Origin of the sequence: Shewanella sp. FJAT-52076 (assembly GCF_019457455.1) — a bacterium.
In the GTDB taxonomy this organism is placed as follows: Bacteria; Pseudomonadota; Gammaproteobacteria; order Enterobacterales; family Shewanellaceae; genus Shewanella; species Shewanella zhangzhouensis.
On record NZ_CP080415.1, the window covers coordinates 636,878 to 656,991 of the forward strand.

The 20,114-nt window shown below is 53.9% G+C and carries 15 protein-coding genes and 1 tRNA gene; 7 read left to right on the forward strand and 9 right to left on the reverse strand.

All coding sequences use genetic code 11. The features are described from left to right. Positions 1–111 precede the first annotated feature (111 nt). Both K0H79_RS02780 and cutA read right to left on the reverse strand, forming a co-directional pair. Positions 112–1,932, reverse strand: coding sequence for a protein-disulfide reductase DsbD (locus tag K0H79_RS02780; RefSeq protein WP_220066637.1), 1,821 nt, complete (start codon positions 1,930–1,932; stop codon positions 112–114). Continuing rightward, complete coding sequence (gene cutA, locus K0H79_RS02785) at positions 1,929–2,261, reverse strand: divalent-cation tolerance protein CutA (protein WP_220077230.1); 333 nt, start codon at positions 2,259–2,261, stop codon at positions 1,929–1,931. The genes K0H79_RS02780 and cutA overlap by 4 nt, the downstream gene beginning before the upstream one ends. A 210-nt stretch (positions 2,262–2,471) precedes the next feature. Between cutA and K0H79_RS02790 the strand changes: the two genes are divergently transcribed. Continuing rightward, entirely contained in the window at positions 2,472–3,065 is a 594-nt protein-coding gene (locus K0H79_RS02790) for an FxsA family protein (protein WP_220077231.1), read from the forward strand. A gap of 58 nt (positions 3,066–3,123) precedes the next feature. Here the strand turns inward: K0H79_RS02790 and K0H79_RS02795 are convergent, their stop codons facing one another. Beyond that, the gene (locus tag K0H79_RS02795; protein ID WP_220077232.1) at positions 3,124–4,944 is read right to left on the reverse strand and encodes a protein kinase domain-containing protein; all 1,821 of its coding nucleotides are present in this window, start codon (positions 4,942–4,944) and stop codon (positions 3,124–3,126) included. 204 nt (positions 4,945–5,148) lie between these two features. On the opposite strand from K0H79_RS02795, the gene K0H79_RS02800 reads away from it, so the two are divergent. Beyond that, a complete protein-coding gene (locus K0H79_RS02800) occupies positions 5,149–5,493 on the forward strand; it encodes a hypothetical protein (RefSeq protein WP_220066641.1) in 345 nt (114 codons plus the stop codon). 68 nt (positions 5,494–5,561) lie between these two features. Continuing rightward, positions 5,562–6,218: a thiopurine S-methyltransferase gene (locus K0H79_RS02805; protein ID WP_220077233.1), complete on the forward strand. Its 657-nt coding sequence runs from the start codon at positions 5,562–5,564 to the stop codon at positions 6,216–6,218. 127 nt (positions 6,219–6,345) lie between these two features. Here the strand turns inward: K0H79_RS02805 and K0H79_RS02810 are convergent, their stop codons facing one another. Both K0H79_RS02810 and K0H79_RS02815 read right to left on the reverse strand, forming a co-directional pair. Further along, entirely contained in the window at positions 6,346–7,377 is a 1,032-nt protein-coding gene (locus K0H79_RS02810; protein ID WP_220077234.1) for a porin, read from the reverse strand. 387 nt (positions 7,378–7,764) lie between these two features. Beyond that, positions 7,765–8,832, reverse strand: a complete 1,068-nt coding sequence (locus tag K0H79_RS02815) for a porin (protein ID WP_220077235.1) — start codon at positions 8,830–8,832, stop codon at positions 7,765–7,767. Positions 8,833–9,181: 349 nt separating this feature from the next. Here K0H79_RS02815 and tcdA point away from each other — a divergent pair, with 349 nt between their 5' ends. Further along, positions 9,182–9,970, forward strand: a complete 789-nt coding sequence (tcdA, locus tag K0H79_RS02820) for a tRNA cyclic N6-threonylcarbamoyladenosine(37) synthase TcdA (protein ID WP_220067791.1) — start codon at positions 9,182–9,184, stop codon at positions 9,968–9,970. Here tcdA and K0H79_RS02825 read toward each other — a convergent pair. Beyond that, a complete protein-coding gene (locus tag K0H79_RS02825) occupies positions 9,967–11,610 on the reverse strand; it encodes an ATP-binding protein (RefSeq protein ID WP_220077236.1) in 1,644 nt (547 codons plus the stop codon). The two genes, tcdA and K0H79_RS02825, sit on opposite strands and share 4 nt — an antisense overlap. Positions 11,611–11,779: 169 nt before the next feature. On the opposite strand from K0H79_RS02825, the gene K0H79_RS02830 reads away from it, so the two are divergent. Beyond that, entirely contained in the window at positions 11,780–12,400 is a 621-nt protein-coding gene (locus K0H79_RS02830; RefSeq protein ID WP_220077237.1) for a superinfection exclusion B family protein, read from the forward strand. A 97-nt stretch (positions 12,401–12,497) separates the two neighbouring features. Here the strand turns inward: K0H79_RS02830 and K0H79_RS02835 are convergent, their stop codons facing one another. Further along, a complete protein-coding gene (locus tag K0H79_RS02835; RefSeq protein ID WP_011758669.1) occupies positions 12,498–12,626 on the reverse strand; it encodes a DUF3149 domain-containing protein in 129 nt (42 codons plus the stop codon). A 263-nt stretch (positions 12,627–12,889) separates the two neighbouring features. Between K0H79_RS02835 and K0H79_RS02840 the strand changes: the two genes are divergently transcribed. After that, positions 12,890–14,428: a bacteriohemerythrin gene (locus tag K0H79_RS02840; protein ID WP_258405463.1), complete on the forward strand. Its 1,539-nt coding sequence runs from the start codon at positions 12,890–12,892 to the stop codon at positions 14,426–14,428. A 134-nt stretch (positions 14,429–14,562) separates the two neighbouring features. Beyond that, positions 14,563–14,649 (forward strand) — tRNA-Leu (locus K0H79_RS02845). Positions 14,650–14,860: 211 nt separating this feature from the next. Here the strand turns inward: K0H79_RS02845 and K0H79_RS02850 are convergent. After that, complete coding sequence (locus K0H79_RS02850; RefSeq protein WP_220077239.1) at positions 14,861–18,628, reverse strand: S8 family serine peptidase; 3,768 nt, start codon at positions 18,626–18,628, stop codon at positions 14,861–14,863. 315 nt (positions 18,629–18,943) lie between these two features. Then, positions 18,944–20,113 (reverse strand): AGE family epimerase/isomerase, encoded by a 1,170-nt coding sequence (locus K0H79_RS02855; protein ID WP_220077240.1) that lies wholly within the window; start codon positions 20,111–20,113, stop codon positions 18,944–18,946. Position 20,114: the final 1 nt, after the last annotated feature.

Consider the following 20,114-nt stretch of genomic DNA (forward strand, 5'->3'; position numbering starts at 1 on the left):
CAGATAATTCAGCTATAAATCAGGTATCTTAGCGGACTTTATTTAATGTGAGATGAAAAAGGCAAAGATTTCAGTGAAATCTTTGCCTTTAGTTATAAAGGGAAATGGGGATTAATGCACTTGCAGCAGGTCCAGGTGCGCCGCAAACTCTTTGGGGCCCATAAAGCCGGTGACTCTCAGGTCATCACGCAGGCCACTCTGGGGATCGAACAGCAGCAGCGTCGGCAGGCCCAGCACATCGTAGGTTTCCAGCAAGGTTACGTCGGTGGCGTCTGACCTGGTTACATCGGCCTGAAGCAGCACCATGTTATCCAGGCGCTTCTTCACTTCCGGGTCGGGGAAGGTAATGTGCTCAAATTCCTTGCAGGCCACACACCAATCGGCGTAGAGATCCAGCATTACAAACTTGCCTTCTAAGCGGGCAATGGCCAGCTCGGCATTGAGATCTTCCACCGACTTGATGCGTTTGAATTCAACTCCCTTCACGGCTTGCTGTGCCTTGTTGGTGGGCATCTGGTAGCCCAAACCACCCATCACAGCCTGGAAGCCGTAGGAGAACGCCGCCAGCAGCCCCAGCATCAGCAGCACAGTGCGCACGGTTTGTTTCCAGTTGAACTCGGTCTTTTTGTTTTGATGCAGCAGGTAGCCCGCCAGTGCCACGCCCCACAGGGCCCACAGCAAGTCAGACACCATGCCCGGCCAGATGCGGCCAATCATCATCACTGACACCGCAATCAGCAGGAAGCCAAACACCGTCTTGATGATTTCCATCCAGGCACCGGCGCGGGGCAGCAATTTACCACCGGACGTGCCCATCAGCAGCAGTGGCAGACCCATGCCCATGCTGAGCACGTACAGGGCGGCAAAGCCCATCAGCAGGTCGCCACTTTGTGCCACGTACACCAGTGCACCCGACAAGGGGGCAGTGGTGCATGGCGAGGCCACCAGACCGGAAATCACCCCCATAATGAAAACGCCGGTGAGGTTGCCACCTTTCTGGTTGTTGGATAGGCCATTCATCTTCTCCTGCCAGGATGACGGCAGTTTGAGGTCATACAGGCCGAACATTGACAGGCTGAGAACAAAGAAGAGTACCGCAAGACCAATAAGCACGGCGGGGTGCTGCAGCGCGGCCTGGTATTTCATCCCGGCCGAAGCCACCACCAGCCCCAGCAGAGAGTAGGTAATTGCCATGCCCTGCACGTAGGCCATGGACAGGGTAAAGGCGCGGCCCGTGGACAGCTTTTCACCCTGGCCGACGATGATGCCCGAGAGAATGGGGTACATTGGGAACACGCAGGGCGTGAGTGCCAGACCAATCCCCAACCCGAAGAAAATCAACAAGGTCCAACCGAGATTTCCCTCGGTCAGCATCTGCGCCAGACTGTCCTGTTGAGTCAGGGGGGCTGAGGCGGACGTGCTTGAAACTGTGCCGCCGGTTAGCTGCTCTGCGGTTTCGCCCGACAGCTTGCCATCGTTGGGTGCCACAGCGGCAAGCTGCTTACTGACCTTGGTGGGTGGGAAGCAGAGTTTGCCTTCGGCGCAGCCCATAAAGGTGACTGTCAGCGTGCCCTGCTCCAGTGCTTCTTTGAGGGCAACGGTGAACTCAACATAGCTGTAAAACACCTGCTGCTCGCCAAAATACTCGTCGTTGTGCAGCTTGCCCGGCGGCAGAGCAACCTCGCCCAGGGTGGCGTTGTCGGCCTCAAACTTGAGCTTGTCGCGGTACAGGTAATAGCCATCGGCAATCACAAAGGACAGCCGCATCCGATCCCCGTCCTGCACGGCATCGAACACAAAGGCTTCATTCACGGGCATCAGCTCGGGCTCGCCCTTAAGGAAATCGAACTTCTTGCCAAAAATATCATTGGCATGGGTCGAGGGCGCCAATAACAGCAGACAGCTAAACAGCAGGGTGATGATTTTTTTCATGATTGTGTATTGTCGTTTATCCAGTTCAAATAGCCGGGCAGGGCCTCGGTTACGGGCGTCGCGATAATCTCAGGCAACTCGTAGGGATGCAGCTCAGAAATCACCCGTTCCACCTCGGCATACAGTGCCCGCCGGGTTTTGATGAATAAGGGATATTCCCTGTCTTCACAGAGTTTCCCCTGCCAATGGTACACCGAAGTCACGGGGCCACCCTGCTGCACACAGGCAGCAAGGCTGTTGCTCACCAGACGTTTGGCAATGGCAAGGCCGACATCCTCTGAGGGGCAGGTGGTCATAACCAGGATATAGTCATCCATGGAATGTGCCATGATCTCTCCCAAGGTTTAAAACTCCCTTAAGGCTGCTAAGTTAGCCTTAAGCTCAGGTTGGCAAACACTTTACGTGTTTTGTCTGACTCTTGCATTAAGAGAAAGCTGAAATAGTGATACGGGTTGTTTCCCCGCAGCGACAGCCGATACTCTTGAAATTTGACCGGACAGCCCCCATATATCTTGCAACCCACTGCATTAGAGGCCGCCATGTTTTTTGCTTTTGTTCTGATATTTATCCTGATCCCCGTGGTCGAGCTCTCGGTGCTGATTCGGGTTGGTGAAGCCCTCGGTAGCCTGACCACAGTGGCGCTGGTGCTCTTTACTGCGGTGGTGGGGGTATCTCTGGTGCGCAGTCAGGGATTGTCCACCCTGATGCAGGCGCAGCAGAAAATGGCCAAGGGGGAGGCGCCCACGTCCGAATTGGTTCAGGGCATGATGCTGGCCATGGCCGGCGTCTTGCTGCTGATCCCGGGTTTTGTCACCGACTTTATCGGTTTGCTGCTGCTGACACCCATTACCCGCAAACCCCTGGCTGCCTTGCTGCTGAAGCGCTTGCAACTGAGAGTGGTAGGTCAGGGCGGTTTTGGCGCCAATTTTGGTCAGGGTCCTTTTGGTCAAGGTCCCTTCGGCCAGGGTCCTTTCGGAAATGCCCCCTTTAATCGTGATGGGGGCAACACCTTTGACGGCGACTTTGAGCGCAAAGATGACCCCATGGCGCGAAGTCATCAGCTGGACCAGCCGAAAAATCCGGCCAGTGAAGGTGATGCCGCCCAGTCTGACACCAACAAGCCCAAAGACTGAGCCGCGCGCCGGGTATACTGGCCGCGCGCTCTCAGCATCTTGTCTCACACTCTATAAGTCAGGTTTCGGATTGTAACTGCCTGGGATCTTTGGGATAAAAGGCCTCGGGCTTGGTACTGATTTTGGCGAACCTGCGGGTGTTCTTGTACGGCAGCTTCATAAAGCCCGATACGCCGTTACCGTGAATTTTATCCACATGGTGCAAAATCCTGTCGAGGCTGGCCCTGAAGGCCGCCTGCTTGCGCGGGTTAAGCAGCTTTAAGTAGCTGTGGATCTTCAAGTGATCGCCAAGGGCCTCAAAGATGATGCAGCCTGTGTGGTGAATTTGGTTTAGCCAGCCAAGCTCGGTCATGATTTCGGCGGGCAGCTCCAGATTTTCGTCCGGATCTTTGCCATCTTCAAAGTACGAGTGCAGCCGCGACTTGTCTTCCAACATGGGCACATCGCCCACTTCAAAGGGTAACTGCTGAGCGGGGCTCGCCACAAAGGTGCCGCTGGTCGAATCCCGGCTGATGTGCAGAGTGTCCCTCGCATTAAAAAAGCAGGCCTTGAAGGTACCGAGGCGACCTATGCCCCTGGCCAGGGTGACCATGTTATTGACCGCCTGCACCAACGCCTGCTTGAGCGCGGCGTCGTGGAGCGCCAGATTGGAGTCGATAAATACCCCGTCCTGCTGCCAATGGATAGCGAGTCCGCCCACTATGGGGTATTGCCCCAATCTGCCCACCGCGGCGATAAAGCCCTTCTCCGTATCCCCCATGCCGGCCAGGAAATTGCGGTAGTACTTATCCAGCTGCACATCATCGACTCGGGCGATGGGTTCATCGGCGTTGTGCTCGCGTAAAAAGGACTTGCGCGAGCTGTAGCTCACCGTATCTACCTCTTTGCCACGGTTTTGTACCCACACAGGAATTTCGGCCATGGCCTCGGGGCGGGGGATATTCGGTAACAGCAGGCGGTGACTGTGGCGCATGCTGCGAAGGAAATAGTCGCCGCCCCGGGTACGGGTCTGGGCATCATCACTGAGCATGGCTTCGAGAGTACGGGCTAGCTCCATCGGCAGGCCAATGCTGGTGGGCGGAATAACCCGGGAACCAAAGCGGCTGGCTTGTCCCGATGCCAGGGCATACAGGGTGGCCGCTACCCCCTGCTCGTCGAATCGGGGGCTCGAAAGGGCGCCACTGAGCTGTTCATCACCGATAAAGTACACATCCCCCATACGGGCATTGGTGTGCTGCTGGTCGCTGGAGAGCAGATTCATCACATGTTCTTCCACCGGCCGCCCCAGTTCATCTCGCTGGGCAAACACCGCCGAGCCCCAGTCAATCAGGGACAAATGGCCGGTGGCTTCGTCATAAACCAGATTGGATGGTTTGATATCGCCGTGAACCAACGGCCTGCCGGTGCGAAGATACACAAGCAAATCAGCCAGCTGGCGCGCAATGCTCATTATCATGGGAATAGGTAGTGCGCCTCGGCGCCGACACAGCTGCTCCAGCTCTTCCCCCGGAGCTCGGGCCATCACCAGAATCCCCTGTTTGCCCACACGCTCAAATTTGACCAGCGGCGGCACATTGGGGTGGCGGCAATGGGATAGCATAAAGGCTTCTTCTTCCAGCCTGTCCTGGATTTGCTGGGGCAAAGTAATACGGGAAAACTTGAATACGTGTGCTTCGCCGGCCTCGTTGACCCCTGCAAACACAAAGCCATAGGCGCCCTTGCCAATAAACTCTATGTCCCTGTAACCCAGTTTGGACAGCTGTTGCTTACACAGGCGCACCCACGCCTTGTGTTTACGGGCGTCGTCGGCCTTGAGCAGGTAGATGGATTGTTCTTCAGAAATATAGAAGTGTTGCAGCTGTGGCGTTTGGGCGGACAAAAACGGGATCCCCGGCGCTGATATCAATCCATCATTAAAGCCATATCCGCCGCAGACAGGCAAGGTATTTAGCGGCTGCCTACCCAAGTTTTTTACCCTCCATTTTGATGCAAATCAACTCCGGCGCAGACAGCACAGGCTAAGGTGTTTTTATCAATTTATACTTTGCTTAACCGCAGGCTGGCGGCGATTGAGGAGGGCAGGATGAACGCCCAAAAGAAACAACAACTGATTGAACTGTATGACTTTGCACGCAAGCGTATCATTCAGTCGATGGAACTGAGGCACTGCCCCCATTCGGGCTTTTATAACAGTGTCGATGAGCGCTGCATCTATTGCCATCAGGGCATGGAATGCGTGTGGATGAATCACAATGACGAATTGGTATCGCTGGAAGAGAAAAGCGAAGAAGATCTGAGGCAGCAGTTGTTGGTGGCCGTAGACTTTGTCGACTCCAATTTGTCGCCCTATCACCTGACCCGGCGCAAGTGCCAGTGTGAAAACTGTGTTTGGTTGCGTCAGGTGAACGAGGCACTGAACGCGCCCTGAAGCGAGCTTTGCATCCCCCAGACTTTGCCGCTAGAGTAAGGCGTCTTTTTTCGTCATAGGGGATGGTCATGGAGCCCGGATTCTGGCACGACAAGTGGCAGTCACAACAGATTGGATTTCATCAATCGGATATCAACCCATTCTTGGTCAAACACTGGGAAAGCCTGAAACTTGAAGGCAAAGGCAAGGTGTTTGTCCCCTTGTGCGGTAAATCCCTCGACATGGAATTTCTGGCCGCCCAGGGGCACGAGGTTATCGGCAGCGAACTGTCGGCACTGGCAGTGAGCCAGTTTTTTGAAGCCGCAGGTGCACAGCCCCAAAGCCGCACCCTGGGTGAGCACGTACATCACAGTGCACAGGGCGTTACCTTGATTGAGGGTGACTTCTTCACCCTGGATAATGATCTGATATCCGGGTGCAGTGGTTTTTACGATCGCGCCGCCCTCATCGCCTGGCCAGCAGAGATGCGCATCGATTATGTGCGTAAGCTCGCCGCCTTGATCCCCGCCGGTACGCCGGGATTGCTCATTACCCTCGACTATCCTCAGGAAGCCCTGATGGGCCCACCTTTTGCGGTTTCACCCGATTGGGTGCAGGAGTTCATCGGGGCATATTTTGAGGTCACAACGCTTGAGAGTCAGGATGTGCTTGCCGACAACCCCCGCTTTGTAAAAAAAACCGTGCCCTGGCTCAATGAAGCTGCTTACCTGTTGGTGCGTAAGTAATCTCTCTATTGCCGTTGGCATTTCTGGTAAGGCGACCATAAAAAAAGCGACCCATGCGGTCGCTTTTTTGTGCCTTCACGGCGGCCGGTTGCTTTAAACCCGGCCTCCGATTTGGTTAAGCCAAGGCTTAGAAATCGTAACGTACACCTACGGTGAACACGTTGTCGTCTTTCAGGTCAACCTTGTTACCGGCAACCACGTGGTCACCTTCATACATGGCATAGTGACCGAACAGCAGGGTGGATTTGGATACGCGATAATCGGCACCCACTGTGATGCTGGTTACGTTTACATCGGTAGCTGGCTCAGTGCCTTTCAGAGAAGAGTAGTACTTACCAAAACCTGCTTCGTCTTTACCGTATTCGGCTTTCAGGTTTACACCGCTCAGGTTGTAAGCCACGTTGACGAAGTAAGTGTTGTTGTCGTTGCCGCTGTCCACTTTTTCAGTGTTCTGGAACAGACCGCCTACCTTGAAGCCACCCAGTTTTACCTGAGCAACGGCACGGTATGCATCTACGTTGCTGATGCCCTTGTTATAGGCACCGGCCAGGTAGAAGTTGTGCTTCTTCAGGCCTTTGTCACCCACGGTTACAGACAGGGCATACTGAGCGTCGTCGCTGCTGTTGTTGTCTTCCATCAGGTAGGTGGCGTTCAGGGTCACCAGGTCAGCGATGACTGGAGAGTAGTACCAGATACCGTCGGCGCTACGGGTTTGAGCAGCAACCAGACGGTCGATATCCGCGTTGGTGTTACCGAATACGTCAACACCGCCTTCGGCTTGTTTGAATACTGTGTCATTGCGACCTACCAGTACAGTACCGGCACCGGTCTTGATACCCAGGAATGAGTTACGTGGCTTGAAGGTATCACCTTTGGAAGAGGTGTTTTCTACCTGGAACTCCAGTTGGTAAACGATATCGATACCAGAGCTGATGTTCTCAGAGCCTTTCACGCCCAGGTGAGAGAAGTTGTTTTCAAAGTAGGTGCCGCTTTCGCCTACGGTAGCGCCATTGGTGCCGGATTGCAGGGTAGAGCTGGCATCAGAGTTGGTTACTGCAAGCTCGATACGGCCGTAGAACTGAGGACCTTCGGCCAGCGCGCCGAATGATGCCAGGGCCATTACCGATGCTACTGATGCAGAGATAAGGGTCTTCTTCATGTTTACATGCTCCCTAGAACCGAAGTTCTATTCCATTTTTATGGTTATTGAGTTGTTTTCGCTGGTTTGTTACAGGTATCCAGCCAGCCTCGTAACAAAGTTGCCGACGATTTTTACAGGTTTGCCGATTACAAGTTGTGGAGTGGATCAAATTTTCAGGCCGTACAGGAAGGATTTAAGGCATTTTTGTGACTGAATCCTTTCTTGAGGGCATTTTTACGATAAATCGAGTAAAAATCAGTGCTTACTACCTCTAAATGGGTAATTCATGTCGACAAATTTGATTTAACTTTAGCAGTGATGCATATAACTGCAATAAAAGTGACAAATTTTTTGCATTAAAAAGCGACCCGAAGGTCGCTTTTTATGGGTATTTTTATCAGATGCTTAGAAGTCTACCCGCAGACCCAGGGTGATCACGTCGTCGTCCAGAGAGACCTTGGTGCCGCCAAGCAACATATCCCCATCAAATCGGGTGAAATGACCATAAACCAAAGTATTTTTGCTCAGACGATGATCGGCACCCAGGGTGTATTGCTGTAAATCGACGTTCTCGACCTGTTCCATGCCAAAATCAGAATCACCCACCATGCGGCCGACATACTTACCCAGCCCTGAATCGTCCTGGCCGTAGGTGGCCTTCAGGGTTGTGTTACCCAGCTTGTAACCGGCGTTGATAAACCAGGTGTCACCTTCCAGATTGCTATATTTATCTGCCACATGTTCCGAGTTTTGATAGAGCGCGCCGAGTATCAGCTCCCCGAATTTAACCTGAGCCACGCCGCGGTAAGCTCTAATGCCATCCAGGCCATCGTTGTATGCAGCTGCAACATAGTAGTTTTGGGCCTTCAGGGCCTTGTCACCCAGGGTCGCGGACAGAGCATAGGTGTTACCGCTCCACTCATCGTCTTCACCGGGATTGAACCAGCTGCCTTTTTCATAGTTATCTTCCATGACGTAGGTGGCGTTCAGCGTGAGAATGTCAGCGATTTTCGGGGAGTAGTAGGTGATGCTGTCACCGAGGCGGCTTTGCCCTGCCACCAGCAGATCAATATCTGCGTTGGTGTTACCAAACAGGTCGAAGCCTCCTTCTGACTGTTTGAATACGGTGTCGTTACGGCCAATTAAAGCGGTACCCGCTTGAGTTTGCAGGCCCACGAAGGTGTTACGGGTATTAAAAGTGTCGCCTGAATTGTCGAAGTTATTTACGCCAAATTCCATTTGATAAATCAGAGCGATATTTTGGCTAAGCTGTTCGCTGCCTTTTACGCCGAGCCAAGAGAAATTGTTTTCAAATACAGTGCCATCTTTTTGGTTTTGGGTGGCGTAACCTGTATTGGAATTGGTGGCGGCCAGGTCGACACGGCCATAAAACGCAGGGCCATCAGCCAGGGTGGCGAAAGAAGACAGGGCGGCACCCGTGGCAACGGCCGATGCGATAAGAGATTTTTTCATGGCGGATTCCTCACTATTGACGGGACAGGGGCGTTGGGTTGTCGCCCCTTTCTTGAATGCGGCAGCAGTGTGGCAGTCCGTTAAAAGGCAGAGCGTGATCCAGATCACGCTAAATAAAATGAGGCTTGTTTATATCCTATTGTTTTACTTTGATAAAACAGGTTTTTGCTGAAAGTGTAACCGCTCGATTTATCTTCTGGAACCTGTCGCTGACAGTGCTAACATGTCAGGCACACATGGCCTGATTTGTATCAAGCCGCTCTGAAACGTCCCGTGCTTTCGGGCTGCGGCACTTTAGGCTAGAATGCGGCGTTTTTTACGGCATGGGGATCCACAGGTGGAACAGCAGCTGACACAGTCCTATCTGGACCGATTTGGTGGTATTGGCAGACTCTATGGTCAGCAGGCGCTGGTGCGTTTTCAGCAAGCCCATGTGCTGGTTATAGGCATAGGGGGCGTCGGCACCTGGGTGGCAGAGTCCCTTGCCCGCAGCGGCATCGGTCACCTTAGCCTGATGGATCTGGATGATGTGTGCGTGACCAACACCAATCGCCAAATTCACGCATTGAGCGACACCATAGGCCAGTCCAAAGTGGCGGTGATGGCAGAGCGTATCCGCGCTATCAACCCTGAATGCCAGATTGACGAGTTGGAAGACTTTATCACCCCCGACAACCTCGCCGAGTATCTGGGGCCCGCATGCGGTATCGACTATGTGGTGGATTGTATCGATGCCGTTAAACCCAAGGCCGCACTCATAGCCTGGTGCAAACGCAACAAAATTCGCATCATTACCGTGGGCGGTGCCGGCGGCCAGTTGGATCCCACGAAAATTCAGGTGACAGATCTTTCCCGCACCATTCAGGACCCCCTGCTTGCCAAGGTGCGCAATATTTTGCGTCGTGAATACAATTTCTCCCGTAATCTCGAGCGCAAGTTTGCCGTCGAAGCGGTGTTTTCCACCGAGGCGCTGACTTATCCGGGTAAGGATGGCGAGGTTTGTGCCACCAAGCCTGCCGAAGGTGGCAGCATGCGAATGGACTGCGCTTCAGGCTTCGGCGCCGTGACCGTGGTCACCGGCACCTTTGGTTTTATGGCGGTGAGCCGGGTGTTGATGTGGCTTAAGCAAAAAGCCTAAATATGGAATTGATAGCCGTCTTTGACTGAGTCGCTGGCCTGCAGATTGTCATCCCGTTTTACCGGTATGCTGAGGACAAAGCAGGCCCCTCCCAGGGTTGACTTTCCTTCATAACGCACGCTGCCTTTCAGCAGGGTGGCTGCGTTGAATGCCGCCGATAATCCCAGCCCAGTGCCGCCCCGGGCGCGGGTGGTGGTATAAAAGGGCTCAAACATATGCTCGGCGACATCGGCTGAAATCCCGGGCCCATTATCCTCAAGGCGTATAATAAGGCGCCGGTTTTCCAGATACGCCTCTACCCGGAACAGATTTTCCCGTCCCTGTGCAAAGGCATGGGCATAGATGTTGGACATCAGATTACTCAGGATCTGGTTGAGCAGGCTGTAGTTTGTTTCCACTTGCAATTCATCGGCAATATCCAGTTCCATATTGGCCACTGTTGGCGCATAGATAAGTTGCGTAGAGTCGTGAATGTCACGGCACAGCTGGGCAACGGGGATTTGCTCGTGGGCCTCATGGCTGTTTTCTGCCGCAATGGTTTTGAACTTCTGGATGAGGTTGCTTGCGCGGGTGATGTTGCTGACGATGAGTTCACAGCTTTGCTGATACTCTTCGAGGATGGCGTTGATTTCCTCCAGGGTGGCCTCTTCACTGTGAATGAGGCTGATTAGCTCATCGATGTGAGCCAACTGGGTGCTGGCGGCGGTCAGACAAATCCCAATTGGGGTGTTGATTTCGTGGGCCACACCGGACACCAAACCACCGAGGGCGGCCATTTTTTCCTGTTCAACCAGCGCTTCCTGCGCCCGTTTCAGAATCACCAGCGACTGTTCCAGCTCCATGGTGCGCTCTTTTACCTGCTTGGCGAGTTCTTCCTTATATGAACGCTCCAGTTCCAGCAGCCGTTCCCGGTCTTCCAGCGCGTGTTGCAAGTCGGACTTGGACTTTTTCAAGGCACCGAATGAGCGATGCAGCTGCTCCTGCATTTCGTTTATTGCCAGGGCGACCTGATCGAATTCGTTTTGGGCACCGCGCTTTTGAAACGTCAGCGGCTGATACTCATATTCGACGCTGATGTCCTGGCAATAGGCTGCCAGGGTATTGAGGTGGCGGGTAATGTTGAGCCACACCAGGATAAGGATCATACCGGCCACCAAAAAGGTTTTGATGGCGTTGGAGAGCAATATGATTATGGCCTTGTCATAAATACGTTCGTACACGGCATTCAAGTCGGCCTGGATGGTGAGTTTACCCACAGAGATGCTTTCACTGCCGGAGCTGTAGTTCAGAGAAAACACCTTCTCGATAAAGTTCTTGTCGATGGGCGCACCACGGCTCCAATGCTGACCGCTGTCGTCATCGATGGAGATATAGGTAATATCGGGCAGCTGGATAAGGCCTTCAAGTTGAGTATTGATAAGACGCTCATCAATCACCCAGATACTGGCCGCCAGTACGTCGAGATTCACTTTCTCGATGTTTGAGAAGGCACGATCGATACGGTTAAGATCGCCGTTATAGTCATTAAACAGCTGATAGCCGGTGGTGATGAGGGTGATAAGCGAGCTGAACAGCACGATCGAAATCATCAGCCTGCGACCGATTTTGCTGCTCACCGCCTGACGAGAAAAACCCAGCATGCTTTCTAATTAGTCCTAACCTGCATTTGAATATGTATAAGCATAGTTTGGCTAATAAAAAAACGCTGAAATTCTGCAACCTGAGTACAAATTGACATATCTGTTAAGGCTGGCATCCAACTTGCTTTGAGTGAGCAGAAGTTCAATTTTTTGACGGAAGAGGTGTGTGATGAAGGTGCCTGAATTGAATGTCCCGGGGGTAGCGTCACTGAAAGCCTGGGGATTTAGAAGCATGCTTTGGCTGCTGATAGCGACCCTGACATTGAAATTTGCGCCGCAATCCTGGCTGGCGACTTTGCATCTTGACCAGTGGGTAATTCAGGAGTCGGCCTTGATAGGCCTTGGGTTGATTGTTGCCTGCGCTTTTTTTGCATCGCTTTTGGCCAATTTCTTATTGGACGAGGCTATCAGTTATCTGGGGACCAAACGGAAAAAAGAAGTCATTGAGCACAAGGTGAAATTGCTCGATCCGGCTGAACGTGCGCTGCTCAGAGAGTTCTTTTTACAGGGAAAAACCATTCTGACCCTGCCGACGGAAGAGTTGGCAGTTCGCAGCCTGGTGGATACCAATATTCTTGAGTGCCTCGGCAATGTGAAGCACTATGCCATCCAGGGTTCAACGGCAGATTACAAGATAAGCATGCTGGCGAGAGAGCATCTGAACCGAAATGTGCTCAGATTGCCCAATGGGGAGTTGAGTCAGGAAGATATGCAAAACCTGATAAAGGCGCGTCCTGGCTTTGTGGGTAACGTGGTATCACACCGCAAGCCACCCCAGCGCGCTGCCTGAGCCGCGCCGAACAAAAACACAGACATAAAAAGGGGGGCCATTCGGCCCCCTAATTCACTCTTGAAACATGCACAGTTAAGAACATTGAAAGCAAAAACTAAGGCTTCGCAGACTTCACAAACAGCATCCACATGATGTAGGAAATTATCCCTAAAGTGGTGAAGATCACTATCATTGACATTAACCCTATCGGGTTACCAAACATCAAATCCAGCCAAAACGCCATGATTGAAATCCTCTTTTCCGTGAAGTCGGATTTAAGGTAACTCTCAGTTCAGTTGGCTTTCCTGATCTTGATCAATAAAGCTCCCTATTGATTAGCACTATGAAAAACAAGTGTTAATAATTTGATGTGAATCAACTTTTGCTCAATTTTGAGAGCCTGAACCATAATTGATTTTGGGATGAACAGAGAAACTACCTGGCTCCCTCTCTTTTGGGGTAGCCGCGTAGTGAGCTTGAGGGATGCCAATGCTTTTTGAAAACAAGATGTTCCAACGACTGGGCTGGCTGCTGCTGTTAGTTGTATTGGTGCTGTTGTTGGCCAAATCCCTGTGGCTTGAAGCCATGGCGCTGCTGCTCGCGGCAGTTATCATTGGTGTTGGCCTTATGGGGCAGGCCAAAACCCTGGCGAGTTTGGAGACCGGGGTAGCTAATCTTGCCGACGGTGATTTGACACAGAGGTTTGATGGTTACGCTGGTGATAACTATGCGCAGGTCGCCAAAGGGCTACAGCGCATGAGTGAAGACGTCACCCGGACCGTGTCGGCGCTTTCGGATACCAGCGAGGCGATGAATCAGGTTGCCAGAGAGCTTAAGTCTGTCAGCGAACTTGCTGCCTTGGGTGTGGCCTCACAGGAACAGCGTACCGAAGAGGCGGCAGCCTCCATGGCGCAAATGGTTCATACGGTGCAGGATATTTCTGCCAGCGCTTCACGTGTTGCGGCTTCGGTCGATGACACCATGGGCCGCGCCGAGCATGGTGGTCGCCTGGTGAATCAGGCGGTGGGACGCATTAACTCGATGGCCGAGCAGATCAGCCAGAGTGAAATTGTCATCGAGCAGTTGGCGCAGGATGCCGCCAGCATCAGCAGCATTATCGACACCATCTCTCAGGTTGCTGAGCAAACCAACTTGCTGGCCCTCAATGCTGCCATTGAGAGTGCCAGAGCCGGCGAACACGGCCGTGGTTTTGCTGTGGTGGCAGATGAAGTGCGCAATCTGGCCAAACGCACCTCAGAGGCGACAGTGGAAATTCAGCAGCAAATACAGGCGCTGCAGGCGGGGAGTCGCAATGGGGTGGCCGTGATGCATGCCTCTGTAGCACTTGCAGAGGAAACCCGGGGGCTGGTGAGTGAGGCCAGCGAAGCACTCACAGTGATAGTGACGCAGGTTGGCGAAATCACCCAGATGAGCCACCAAATCGCCGCCGCGTCCGAGCATCAGCAGCAAGTGGCCGAGCAAATCAACGAGTCTATTGCCTCTATTTCCCATCAGGCGACCGAAAATGCTGCCAATACCAACCGTAACAATCTTGCCAGCCTTAAACTCTTCAACATGTCTCAGGAAATCGGTTCGCTGCTGCACAGATTCCATGTGGACAAGAGCCGTATCAGCCATGAGAAAGCCTTTGTCAGCTGGGGCCCCTCCCTCGACATTGGTATGGCCGAAGTCAATCGCCAACACCAAAGACTGATTACCCTGATAAACGAGCTGCACCGGGCCATCAATGAGGGCTATGGGTTGGCGGCAATCAAACGTATTGTACAGGGGCTGGTGGATTACACAGCTAACCACTTCAGCTACGAAGAGGAGCTGTTTGCCCGCTTTGGCTACCCTCAGAGTCAGGCCCACGAAAACGAGCACAAGCAGTTGGTCACTCAGGTGCTCGACTTCCAGCGCCGGGTTGGCAGGGGGGAAAATGTCTCCGATGAGCTGATGGCGTTTCTCAAGGCCTGGCTTATCAACCACATCCAGGGCAGCGATAAGGAATATGCTCCCTATCTGCTGGCCAAAGGCGCCGACTAACGTCGCCTGTCGTATTTTTGCGCAATCGAAACATCCTTTTTCGGTAAGCGCGGGAAAGGGCTTGCCAAGAGAATGGGGCCGCGTATAATCCAACGTCATTGTCGGGTTAGAAGCCTGATAATGAGAAAATTTGTGCCAGAGTGGTGAAATTGGTAGACACAGGGGATTCAAAATCCCCCGCCCTTAAAAGCGTGTCGGTTCGAGTCCGACCTCTGGTACCAACTTAAAAGTCAGCCTTGAGCTGGCTTTTTTGTTTTTCCGTCGCGCCAATAACTTCAACGGGAACTGTGTTCCACGCAATCGCGGTTGTTAATCGTCTTTCCCAAGCCTCTGAGTGTCGTGCTTTGACTTGGTTGATAGCGGTGGAATCCGAAGAAAAAGCCGCACTGGTTTTGGCAGTGCGGCTTTGAAGGTTTTAAACACACGCAGTGCTTACTTCAACTGATAGGCGCGCATCATCAGCTGTTCGGCACGGCTATTACCTTCGTCTGACATGGTCAGCTTCAGGTGCACGTAGTTACCGGCTTCGGCCGCGTTGGGGATGATGGCAACCCACTGGCCATTTTCCTGAGTGACTTCGGCAGACTGCCAGCTGCTGTCGGCGAACTTCTGCGAAACAGGGCAGTACAGAAACACGCTTGGGCTCACCGGCAAACATTCCTGACCATAGCCATATTGCAGGCTTACCTCGGTCAGGTTGGCTGGGCCCTTGCCATCGACTATAGCGCCCAGGGTCACCTTGATAGGCTCACCGGCAACGGCGGTGTTATCCAGTGCCAGCGGCAAGTCCACCGCTGGCATCAATACTGGCTGAACGCCCTGGTTTTCCGGCATGGTGGTAAAGCTGTACACCCCCATGTAGAAAGAACCCAAGTTGTCTCTAATTGGAGATGAACTGCCCACGCCGCGAGGATAGGAGCGCAGCTCCAGGCTCACTTCGGCAGGATAGTCTGGCACTGTCAGGGTGCCGGCATTCAGATACACATTACTGCCATCCAGTTTAACACCATAGGCGCCGCTCTCGTTCATGCCGGTGACGGCATCGTGGCCATCGGCATCGCCGTAGATGGAGAAGCCAAAGCTCAGCAGGTTGGTATCGCGGCTGGCGATAGCACTATTGCCCGAATTCAGACTGCCGGTACGGGCACCCTTGAGCCAGTTGGTGTGCTCAACTGCGCCTTCGGTCATGCGTCTTGGTCCATCAAAGTAACCGCCGTTGGTAGCCAGCTTATCGTGTTTCATCACAATGTTGGTCCAGGCGTTTTTGCTGGTGGCCGTGTAGTACTCATCACGAACCAGCGGAGTCATCAGCATGTGCGGACTGCCAGTTGAGTAGAATTCACCGGTACTGTTGGTCGCAGCCATTGTGTCCTGCCAGGCAGGGCGGTTGTCATTTTGGGAATGATAAGCTGCCGTTATCTTGTGCATTTTCTTTTCTTGCAGTGTGATAACGCCTGACTGCACGTGGCCATCGGTGATGTGGTTGATAAAGTAGGAATAGGGTGAGTATTCCGGTGCAGTACCCGACCAGCGTACCGTATCCTTGCCTTCGGCAACCATGTCAGCCAGTACTTGTCCCTGCTCGCTGCTCAGGGCAACCACAGGAATTTTGGCCGTGCCTGTGATACCGGTTTTATAGCGCCCGGCAGCACCTGGACGATAGAAGATAACCCCGGCAGCACCTTTCTGGGCCACGTTGGAGATCATGTAAGAGGTGAGATAGTAGGGGTTGGCAATCAGCGCAATCTTACCCTGCAGATCGAACTGGCTCCAGTCGGTACCGTAGCCTGCATCGCCCACATTCACGACCTGAGCCTCACCTTCACCATTGAACGCCAGCGACAACCCCTGATTGACATAGTTCAGCACTTCGCCGTCTGCCGTAGTCAGCACGGTTTCAGGCGCCACGGCGCGGGTTGTCACGAACGAGCGGAAACGATCGTCATGGCCCTGAGACCAGGCGTAGAAGTTATCCACGTAGTCGGGTGCCAGCTCGATAGCCGCCAGTTTGGCCAGCTTGTTGTCGTCCAGCGCATAGGTAAAGCCGAAGGAGAACCCCTGAGTTGCCAGTGGTTTGTCGGCCTTGAACTGCAGTTTCTTGGCAGTTCTGGAGTCGAAGCTCAGCGCCGTGTCAGTCTCAACTTTGTAGTCCAGGTAAGCCATTTGAGTGGCGGATTCCACCAGGCCCGAGGTTTTGCTTGCGTTATCATAGGTCATGATGTTGGCGATAACGCTGTAGTTTCCTTTGGGTACCATCTTGCTGCCGGCACCATTGCTGAGGGTGATAAGGCTGCCCCAATCGTCCTCCTCGTTGATGATGTACACCTTGGATGGGGAAGAGGCCGGCAAGCCCATATGATCTGTCAGGGAGACAGACAGCTCCACCATGGGTGGCTCAATCCAAAAGGATACTGGCACTGTGACCTGGGTGTCTTTATCGCTGCCTACCAAGCGGCCGGTGATGGTGCCGTAGGCGCCGCTTCTCAGGGCAACGTCTGAATCAATCCATACCGGCACATCGGTACTGCCACCCGCCGGGATGGTGACCGACTTGGTGCCCAGACCGGCCAGGGTAGCCGGCAGGCGGGTGCTGCCGTCTTCACCAATCAGGTCCAGGGTCAGTCTCAGGGTAACGTCAGCGTCAGAGAGGTTGTTCAGGGTCACGGCGGCTTGATGCATACCGGCAGGCGCGGCAGAGTCAAAGCGTCCCAGCTCCTGATTCGCCGCAGCGATAACGACCTGACCCACGGCGCGGTTCACATCCATGGGGCCGGCACCTTGCTCAAGCACGTGGGCGTCGGTTTTTTGCACCGAAGAGGTCAGCACATCTTTCACCTGCTTGGGGCTCAGCTCCGGGCGTGCCTGCATGAGGATGGCTGCGCCACCTGACACATGGGGTGCCGACATGGAGGTACCTGACAGGGCGCGATACGCTGTGCTGCCAAAGCCACCGGATGCCGCAGCCACCACATCAACCCCCTGGGAGCTGATATCGGGCTTGGCCGAGTGGCCATCGGGAGACGGGCCGCGGGAGGAGAAAGACGCTGTGTTGTTATCTCTGTCCAGGGCGCCAACGGTAAGGGCGCTTGGGGCACAGCCGGGTAAACCCACGGTTTCGCGGGTAAAGCTGTTGCCGGCCGAAACCACAAAAAGCGCCTGATTGCTCAGGGCCTCAACCATGTCCACCAGCGGGCCGCTGCAACTGGTGCCGCTGCCACCCAGAGACATGCTGACAATGTCGGCGCCTTGGGCCACAGCCCACTGCATACCGTTCAAAATCCCGGAGGTGCTGCCGCCGCCGTTGTTACCCAACACCTTGCCGATAATGAGCTCGGCACCGGGGGCTACACCCACCCACAGGCCGTTGGACTCGGCACCTGTTCCTGCGATGGTAGAGGCTGTGTGCGTACCGTGGCCGTTCACATCGTCCACGCCGTTACTGGAATAGGTGAAGTCTTTTGATGCAATCACGCGGCCGTGCAGGTCATGGTGCTCGGTGTCGTAACCCGTATCGAGCACGGCAACCTTTACTCCATGGCCCTGATACGGCATTGCCAGTGGGCCATAGGCACCGGTCAATGGTACCGTGGGAGTGAGAGCGGCTGTCGACGGGATAGACTTATCGGCGTGGATAACCGCATCCAGCCACAGGGCTTCTACGCTGGTGTCGGCAGTCAGAGATTGCCACACTTCGGCGGCGTTTTTTTTGTTGATGCCGATAACGGCGCTGTCAATGAGTTCAATCTCGCTGACCAGCTCACTGCCGAGCGGTGCAACAGGTACGGCGCTGCCGGCGAGGGCTCCATCGCGATACTGAATGATCACCGGCAAGGTTGCGCTTGAGGCGTCGTCATAGCCACCCGCATGGAGTTTGGAGATATTAAACAGCTCCATATCCACCAGTCGGGATTCCACTAAGGCCTGGGACTTGGGGGTGATGATGTACTGGTCGTTGCCTACCTGATACAGGCTGGTCACTTGCTCAGTGCCGTCTTCGCTGTGCAAACGAATGCCCGCGAGTTGGCCATTGGGTTTGACCACGGCAGAGACTTTTTCGCCTGTGATCAGGGTAAATTGCAGGGTGGCTGAGGCCTGATCCTGGATATCGTCATCGGCATAAGCCGGAATGGCGACTACGCCTGCACCTGTGAGTGTTAAACACAGGGTGGCAATTTTTGAAAGCCCAAACAATGGTTTCATGTGGATGCGCTGCCTTTAAATTGTCTTTTCTATGAATTGATTATGCATGTTTGCCCGTTTGTTTTTTGACAGGATTGTGGGCGTTAAAGTCCATATTTATTTCCTGCTGTCTTCAAAAGAGGACAATGAACAATTTTGCAACATAGGGTGTTGGCGGCGGCGTCTCAACCTGATTCGGGTAGCATTTTGTACACTAATCATCCGGTGAACCTGGGGTCTTCCTTGAATTGCGGGCAAAAAAAAGCCGCCCTGGGGCGGCAAAATGGAAGGAACCTTTGATTCTGTGACGTTGGAACAGACCTTGGATACACCGGGTTAGGTTAAATCCCGCTGGCTATCGAAGCAGGCACCGAGGGTGTGGTAGTCACACTTGGCACCGGCAGCACTTTTCTTGTTGGAATACTTGCGGTTATTTCGATACAGCACCCGAAACCAGGCGCCGTGCTCATGGTCGACGAAATGTTGCCAAGCGTAGTCCCAGAGGGCGTTGTAGGCATCGAGGTACTTTTGCTCGCCGGTCTGCTGATACAGCATGGCGGCTGCGGCAAAGCTTTCTGCCTGCACCCAGAAGTACTTGTCGTCGTCACACCAGTCGCCATCCGGGCCGAAGCCATACACCATACCGCCGTGCTCCTCGTCCCAGCTCTTGTCAAAGGCGGTGTCGAACAGGGTTTTGGCTCGGCTTATCAGCCAGGACTGATGGCTGTGGCGGGCGAGTGATAATAACAGCTTGGCCCATTCAGTCTGGTGCCCGCCCTGAAAACCCCAGGGGCGGTAGAGGTTCTTGGGGTCGTCCTTGTTGTAGTCCCAGTCGATGGCGAATTCGGGGGTAAAGTGTTCCCAGATGATGCCGCCGGTGAGCGCCGCCTGACGATTGGCAATCCTGTCGGCAATCTCCATGGCACGGTCGAGGAAGCGGCCTTCGCCGCTGGCTTCAAAGGCGGAAATCATGGCTTCACACAGGTGCATGTTGGCGTTCTGGCCGCGATAGTCAGACAGCACGCCATCGGCACTGATTTCATCGGCATAGAGGCCATATTCCGGCTGCCAGAAGCGCTGCTCGAGCAACTGGAAGATCCACAGCAGCTTGTCGTTGTCCGGTAAAATCCCGGCCTTGCGGCAAGCAGCGAAGGCGAGCAGCACGAAGGCATAGCCATAGGCCTGCTGGGTCATGTCCTCGGGCTGATGGTTTTTCAGTGTCCAGGCGAAGCGCTCATCCGCTTGCAGATGCACCTCCAGCAGATATTGCAGGCCATGACGGGCGTGGGCCAGATACTCAGGTTTATCCAGCACCTCGGCGGCACGTGCATAGTTCACCGTGATGCGGCAACTGCTCACGAGCTGGCGAAACCCCGGGTCAAACAGGCTGCCGTCATCATAGTAGTTGTGAAAGTAACCGCCGCTGGCATCCAGTACCCGTGGGTTGTAAAAGTCCAGAATGCTTTGGGAGTGAGCCATCAAAAAGTCACGACTGTAGAAGTTCATA

What these genes read in the sequence shown, in the direction of transcription:
- K0H79_RS02780 (WP_220066637.1), bottom strand. Translation starts at nt 1,932, where the DNA reads ATGAAAAAAATCATCACCCTGCTGTTTAGCTGTCTGCTGTTATTGGCG.
- cutA (WP_220077230.1), bottom strand. Translation starts at nt 2,261, where the DNA reads ATGGCACATTCCATGGATGACTATATCCTGGTTATGACCACCTGCCCC.
- K0H79_RS02790 (WP_220077231.1), top strand. Translation starts at nt 2,472, where the DNA reads ATGTTTTTTGCTTTTGTTCTGATATTTATCCTGATCCCCGTGGTCGAG.
- K0H79_RS02800 (WP_220066641.1), top strand. Translation starts at nt 5,149, where the DNA reads ATGAACGCCCAAAAGAAACAACAACTGATTGAACTGTATGACTTTGCA.
- K0H79_RS02805 (WP_220077233.1), top strand. Translation starts at nt 5,562, where the DNA reads ATGGAGCCCGGATTCTGGCACGACAAGTGGCAGTCACAACAGATTGGA.
- K0H79_RS02810 (WP_220077234.1), bottom strand. Translation starts at nt 7,377, where the DNA reads ATGAAGAAGACCCTTATCTCTGCATCAGTAGCATCGGTAATGGCCCTG.
- K0H79_RS02815 (WP_220077235.1), bottom strand. Translation starts at nt 8,832, where the DNA reads ATGAAAAAATCTCTTATCGCATCGGCCGTTGCCACGGGTGCCGCCCTG.
- K0H79_RS02825 (WP_220077236.1), bottom strand. Translation starts at nt 11,610, where the DNA reads ATGCTGGGTTTTTCTCGTCAGGCGGTGAGCAGCAAAATCGGTCGCAGG.
- K0H79_RS02830 (WP_220077237.1), top strand. Translation starts at nt 11,780, where the DNA reads ATGAAGGTGCCTGAATTGAATGTCCCGGGGGTAGCGTCACTGAAAGCC.
- K0H79_RS02835 (WP_011758669.1), bottom strand. Translation starts at nt 12,626, where the DNA reads ATGGCGTTTTGGCTGGATTTGATGTTTGGTAACCCGATAGGGTTAATG.
- K0H79_RS02840 (WP_258405463.1), top strand. Translation starts at nt 12,890, where the DNA reads ATGTTCCAACGACTGGGCTGGCTGCTGCTGTTAGTTGTATTGGTGCTG.
- K0H79_RS02850 (WP_220077239.1), bottom strand. Translation starts at nt 18,628, where the DNA reads ATGAAACCATTGTTTGGGCTTTCAAAAATTGCCACCCTGTGTTTAACA.
- K0H79_RS02855 (WP_220077240.1), bottom strand. Translation starts at nt 20,113, where the DNA reads ATGAACTTCTACAGTCGTGACTTTTTGATGGCTCACTCCCAAAGCATT.